Source organism: Anabaena sp. UHCC 0451 (assembly GCF_034931405.1).
Classification (GTDB): Bacteria; Cyanobacteriota; Cyanobacteriia; order Cyanobacteriales; family Nostocaceae; genus RDYJ01.
The window spans coordinates 225,421-231,540 of the sequence record NZ_JAYGHA010000004.1 but is presented as its reverse complement, the minus strand read 5'-3'; the positions used below and the strand labels follow the sequence as shown (position 1 = coordinate 231,540).

4 protein-coding genes are annotated in these 6,120 nt (G+C 40.5%); all 4 read right to left on the bottom strand.

Annotated features, from left to right (window positions below):
• Positions 1-984: cation:proton antiporter (locus VB694_RS04930; RefSeq protein WP_323359194.1), on the bottom strand; the 984-nt coding region annotated here is incomplete at its 3' end.
• A 201-nt stretch (positions 985-1,185) separates the two neighbouring features.
• Positions 1,186-2,502, bottom strand: a complete 1,317-nt coding sequence (locus VB694_RS04925; RefSeq protein ID WP_323359193.1) for a dihydrolipoamide acetyltransferase family protein — start codon at positions 2,500-2,502, stop codon at positions 1,186-1,188.
• 253 nt (positions 2,503-2,755) lie between these two features.
• The gene (locus VB694_RS04920) at positions 2,756-3,205 is read right to left on the bottom strand and encodes a YlqD family protein (RefSeq protein WP_323359192.1); all 450 of its coding nucleotides are present in this window, start codon (positions 3,203-3,205) and stop codon (positions 2,756-2,758) included.
• 38 nt (positions 3,206-3,243) lie between these two features.
• Positions 3,244-5,244 carry a long-chain fatty acid--CoA ligase gene (locus VB694_RS04915; protein ID WP_323359191.1) on the bottom strand — a complete coding sequence of 667 codons (2,001 nt, stop codon included), beginning with the start codon at positions 5,242-5,244 and terminating at the stop codon, positions 3,244-3,246.
• Positions 5,245-6,120 lie beyond the last annotated feature (876 nt).

Sequence of the window (6,120 nt, the reverse complement as noted above, 5' to 3'; positions counted from 1 at the left end):
AATAGCATTTTTGAGAGAGTAGCCAAATTTTAAAACAATTCCGAAAATAATTGCTGCTTTCCCCAATAAAACCAAAGCCACAAGTTCTAAAATTATAGCAAAATTGCTGATGAGAATAGCCGGATCAATGAGCATTCCAATAGATGCAAAAAACAAACTTGCAAATGTATCTCGCAAAGGTAAAATCTTGGCTAAAGCCTGATCAGCATAATCAATTTCTGATATCATTAAACCAGCGACAAACGCCCCCATAGCAATGGAAAGACCTAAATGTGCAGTTATTAACGCAACTCCTAAACAAAGAGCAATTAGAACTAACAGAAATAACTCATTGCTTTCTGTGGCTGCAATATTGCTTAAAATGCTCGGCACTATCCAACGACTAAATATAATTGCAACTACTACAAACAGTGCAATTTTGACTAAAGCAAAGCCTAATGCTGTGGCAATATTTTCTGGTTTTTGCAAAGCCGGAAGTATTGCTAACATTACACCCAAAGCTAAATCTTGAGTAATTAATATTGCCAGCATAATTTGCCCATGCACTGTATTAGTTTCACCCTTTTCGGTGAGTGTTTTTAATACTATTGCTGTGGAAGAAAGAGATAAAACTGCTCCTAAAAAAATGCCTTTTGTAATTCCAGAAGCCCACCCTGTGGAGACGGTTACTATTGTTACTAGGGCAATTGTTAAACCAATTTGTAATAAACTGCCTTTAATGGCAATTTCTTTAACTCGTTTGAGTTCTGCTAAAGAAAATTCTACACCCAATGCAAACAGCAGGAAAGCAACACCAATTTCTGCTAAAGATTTAATATCATCAACATTGCTTAATAATTTGAAACCAAAAGGTCCAATAGCAAAACCACTCACTAAATAACCCAGTATCACAGGTTGACGCAACCGATGGGACAAAAACCCTCCTAGTGCGGTAGCGGTTAAGACTGTTGTTATATCCAGAATTAAACTATGTTCTGTTGTCATATTTTTTTGTTTGATTTTTTACCAACTGATGTCACTCACTTTCAGAGTAACTTGAATTGATAACATTTAACATCTACATAGCGATACGCAGATCCCCGACTTCTCAAAGAAGTCGGGGATATATCTGTGGATAAAAAAAACTTGGAATTTAAAAAAACTCCAAGTCTGAAATTAAGATTTATGAGTTTGTAAAGTTTTTGCTTAAAGTGTCAAAGATTGAGGGTTAGTTTCAATCAATTGCGCCAAATCTTGCAAGAATGCTGCCGCATGAGCGCCGTAAATAATCCGATGGTCACAGGTAATGTTAACTTTCATTTGTTGACGCACACCAAATAAACCATCTGCGGTGGCTACAACTTGTGGATGAGAAGCTGCGATCGCTAAAATTGAACCTTGTCCTGGTGGTAAAATCGCATCAAATGTGTCTACACCAAACATCCCTAAGTTAGACAGGGTAAATGTCCCCGTGTTGTATTCCTCTGGTTGTAGTTGTTTAGCTCTAGCTTTCTCTACCAAAGATCTCCAATGGCGTGATAGAGAATAGATATCTGCTTGATCTGCTTTTTGTAATACGGGTGTAATTAAGCCACCATCGTCCATTGCTACTGCTACAGCAATATTGATATTGGCATGATGCACAATTCCTTGGTCTGAATAGCTGGCATTGAGTAATGGGTGTTTTTGCAATGTCACCGCTACAGCTTTTGCTAATAGCGCCGTCATGGTTACACCTTTAGATTTAATTTGTTTGTAAAGTTTATTTAGTCCATCAGTGGTAATGACATAACCAACATGGAATGTAGGTACAGATAGGCTTGTCACCATATTCCGAACTACGGCATTTTGCAGCGTAGTCAATGGTACTACTTGACCAGGCGCGGCACTGGTAACAACTGGAATGGGTGCGGTTGCTGGTTTTGTAGGTGCTGGTGGTGCAGATGGGGGAAGAGGTGGTGTGGGTTGACTTGGGGTAATAGCAGGGGTAGGAGGTTGCTGAACTTTACCAACAGCAGTTTCTACATCTTCGGCGACAATCCGACCGTAGGGACCACTACCTTTGAGGCTATTTAAATCAACTCTGAGTTCTTTGGCCAACTTACGAGCGCGGGGTGAAGCTACCAGCCTATCTTCCCGATGGTTAGAGCCATTTTGAGAGGCTGGAGCAGGAGTGGCTACGGTTGCGGCTGCGGCCACGGCTACGGGTGCGGATACAGGTATGGGTTCAGCTACAGCACTTCCACCACCAGCCATAGCTTTAGCGGTTTCGATTTCTGCTTCTGTTTCGACAACGTAAGCGATCGCAGCACCAATGGGGGCGGTTTCACCAGCAGGAACTATGATATGGGCAAGAAATCCCTCATAGAAAGTTTCTACATCCATATCAGCCTTATCTGACTCGACAACCACCACTGTTTCGCCTTTTTCCACTTTATCCCCTGGCGATTTCACCCAAGAGACTATCTTTCCCTCCGTCATGGTGGAACTTAGCGCCGGCATAAATACTTCATGAATGCTCATAATGGTGGTTTCAGAATCAATAATTTTATGGACTTTAACAGCTGTTTCCAGATCGAATTGTATCCTGCTACGAGGATTTTGGATGATCAAATGACTGGGGATTGGGGATTGGGGACTGGGGATTGGGGATTGGGGACTGGGGATTGGGGATTGGGGATTGGGGAAACATCTTCCCTTTCCTCCCCTGCTTCTTCTGCCTCCTGCCTCCTGACTCCTGACTCCTGACTCCTGACTCCCCTGTTCCCTTTAAATTTTAGATATCGCCACGGATTTCTTCGACAACGCCATCACGGAGAACAATTTCAACTTGCATTTTGCTAATCAAGTTATCACCTGTTTCTACCCGGAAAAAGCCTTCCATTTGAAATTGGTTGACTTCTTGATCTAACTCCAGATACTGCACTTGCTGAAGGTTTTGTAGTAGTTGATTTTTTTGCTCTAGCAATTCACTTTTCTTTTGATTAACCTGAAGTTGGATATTGTCAATTTGTTGCAGGGTTTGGGGTCCTGGTGGTTGTAAACTTTGTTTTTGAATTGCACTAACTGCCCTTTGTCCTTCAACATCTAGCTGTTGCAGTTGTTGATCTTGTTGATTGATCTGTGTTTGTAATTGCTGTTGCACTTCCTCTTTCCAGAGAGGAGTCACAATAACTTTGACGTTAACGACGCGCTTTAAAAGCAATTGAGGGTTGGAGACATCCATAAAACTTTCACGTTCACTCTGATAGTTTGCAAGTGGAATTATTTGGCAAACATTCCGTCAATAATATCGCGATACTGTTCCATAACAACGTGACGACGGATTTTTAAGGTTTGTGTCATCATGCCATTTTCAATAGAAAAGGAATCGCTAATTAACTTGAATGGTCCAATGCGGTCATCGGCTCTATAACCAGGACGGTTTTTTACTTCCCGGTTCAATTCCTGCCGATATAAATCCTGGATTATTTTACTCTCTAAGTCAATTTTTTGACCGGTTGAGTCAATATCATCATTCTGGGTACTTAAATTCAGATTTTGACTTTCAGCCCATTTTGCCAAGGCTTCCAGGTTGGGAACAATTAAAGCACCGATGCTGCGCTGGTCTTGTCCCACGAGCATAATTTGATCAATGTAGGGCGATCGCAAACAAACATCTTCTATGGGTTGCGGTTCGATATTTTCCCCATTGGTCAACACAATTGTATCTTTAGCCCTACCAGTTAGCACTAAATCATTTTGGGGTGTCACCCAACCCAAATCACCACTATCAAACCAACCTTCAGCATCTATAACTTTTTTTGTCGCTTCGGGATTTTGGTAATAGCCTTGCATGATTTGTGGTCCTTTGAGCAGCACTAAGCCCCGCTGTCCCGCTGTTAGGGGCTGTCTTGTTTCTGGATCAACAATTTTTACTTCTGTTCCCGGAATTGGTTGGCCAGATGACCCCCGTAGATTTCGCCACGGACGACGAGCATTAGTTACCGGTGAAGTTTCTGTCAAGCCATAGCCTTGTAAAATCTCAACCCCAATAATTTCAAAGAAGTTATCTATATGTCGCGGTAGCGCCCCACCACCGCTAATTACTTGCTTAATTTTGCCACCTGTGGCTTCCCGCACTTTGGCATAAACTAATTTTTCTCCCAGGGCTTGAAATGGCGACAAGCCTAATTCTACTATTTTTGCCCCGAATTTCTCCATCGCTGAGGCATTAACATGATCTAAGCTCAATCCTTGGGCAATGCGTCTTGCTGTAATATATTTCTGGCTCATGTCCAGTAAAAATTTAATCAGCTTTTGTTTATTGGCTGGTTGACTGCGGAACTGCTTTTGTACTCCTTCATAAATTGATTCCCACAAGCGGGGAACGGCAATCATGAAATTGGGTTTAAATTCTTTTAAATCTTCTTTGACTGAGCGTAAATTTGTATAAATTTGTGTACAACCTTGAGAAAGTAAAAAATACTCTCCACTACGTTCATAACTATGCCATGTAGGCAGAATACTGAGAACTATATCTCCTGGTTGTGGCTGTACTATTGTTCCCAAGGTTTTGACTTGGTGCAGCAAGTTTTTGTGGGAAAGCATCACACCCTTGGGTTTACCCGTAGTCCCAGACGTATAAATTAAGGTTGCTAAAGTATCACTGCTTGGTTTATGTGCTACTAAAGTTTGGTTGCTACCAATATCTACCAATTGGGTAAAATTCACCACTCGATAATTTTCTGCTGTGGGTGGTGTTTCATCGGAAAGCAAAACTACCAGTTTAATGGGTAAGTCTTGTAAACCTGCTTCTAATTTTTTAAATGTCTTGATATCTTCCACTACTAGCGCCGTACTGCCACTATTGGCAATAATAAAAAGTAGTTCTTCCCGTTCAGCTTGGGCGCTACGAACTGCGTTCACTGCTCCAGCAGTCATGATCCCTTGATCGGCAATAAACCAGCGCGGACTGTTATCGGCGATCAGGGAAATGCGTTCACCGTAGTTGGACTTTTCATCATCGCCCATATTTACCCCTAATATCTGCAATCCTGCTGCAAATCGTTGGATTTGCATTGATAGCTGAGAATAGGTAATTTTTACTTCTGGTTTAACATGGGGGTTGTGGAGAGCAACAGTGTTACCAAATTTTCTGGCGGCTAAAGGCCATATTTCTGGCAGTGATTGAACATTTGTGTAATCTACCAGACTTTGTAAGGCTCGGTATTCTCGCTCGGTGACGTTGGATAATACTGAAGATGCCGATTGTATGTTTGACATAGGATTTAGTTGGCTAATAAATTTGTTGTTTTTTTAATAACTATATTTCAGATCCGCTTTCCTGACTCTGCATGACACTAGCACAACTTCAACAGCTATTTTAACAAAACTTTATGCTAAACTAAATTTATATAGATTCAATGCTATGGTTCTGTCTGTGTATGGTTCGTTTGATTAGGGCAGTTACCCAATGATCAAATAATGCGTAATTCCTAATTATCTAAAACCAAAATGCAGAACTTGAAAAACAAGGTGGCTCTACATTGGTAAGAATCCAGGTAAGGTGATAAGATTCCCGACTTCTTTTATTTATTGTGTCCATAAATGAATGATCAATTGATCTGATGAAGTCGGGGATCTGGATATGAACGATTTCTATAGCTGAATACTTACCTACATTGTTTAATTATGAACTATGAATTGTTACTACCTAATCTTTCAAGGGGGTGATTACTATAGTTTTAATCGATGCAGTAATAATCACTATCATTAGTGGTGCTGTTTGTCTGGCTTTTCCCAGGTTTCTTTCTATGCTGTTGTCTTTAAAAACCAAATCACCTAAACCTGTCATCATGGATTCTAGATTGAAGACAGCCCAGATAGAAATTACTAGTTTTCCCTATTGTACAGTTTACGCACTGACTAATAGCCAATTCTGCAAATTTAGACCGCAATTTTGTTCCCAATGTTCTCCACGGTTGGAAGAATAAATACCTTGTTTTGAGTAGTCATGAACTTCAGTTGTTAATTAATAGGATAAGGGAACAGGGAAAAAGATTACCCTTACCCTTTCTCCTTTCTGTTTCTGATATTAAATACATAAGTTTAAGTTTTTTTTAAGATATATAGGACTCATATTTGAATTTTGAAAAAATC

Bases quoted from the DNA above. Each gene is read 5' to 3' on its own strand.
- VB694_RS04925 (WP_323359193.1), bottom strand. From the start codon at position 2,502: ATGAGCATTCATGAAGTATTTATGCCGGCGCTAAGTTCCACCATGACG.
- VB694_RS04915 (WP_323359191.1), bottom strand. From the start codon at position 5,244: ATGTCAAACATACAATCGGCATCTTCAGTATTATCCAACGTCACCGAG.
- VB694_RS04920 (WP_323359192.1), bottom strand. From the start codon at position 3,205: ATGGATGTCTCCAACCCTCAATTGCTTTTAAAGCGCGTCGTTAACGTC.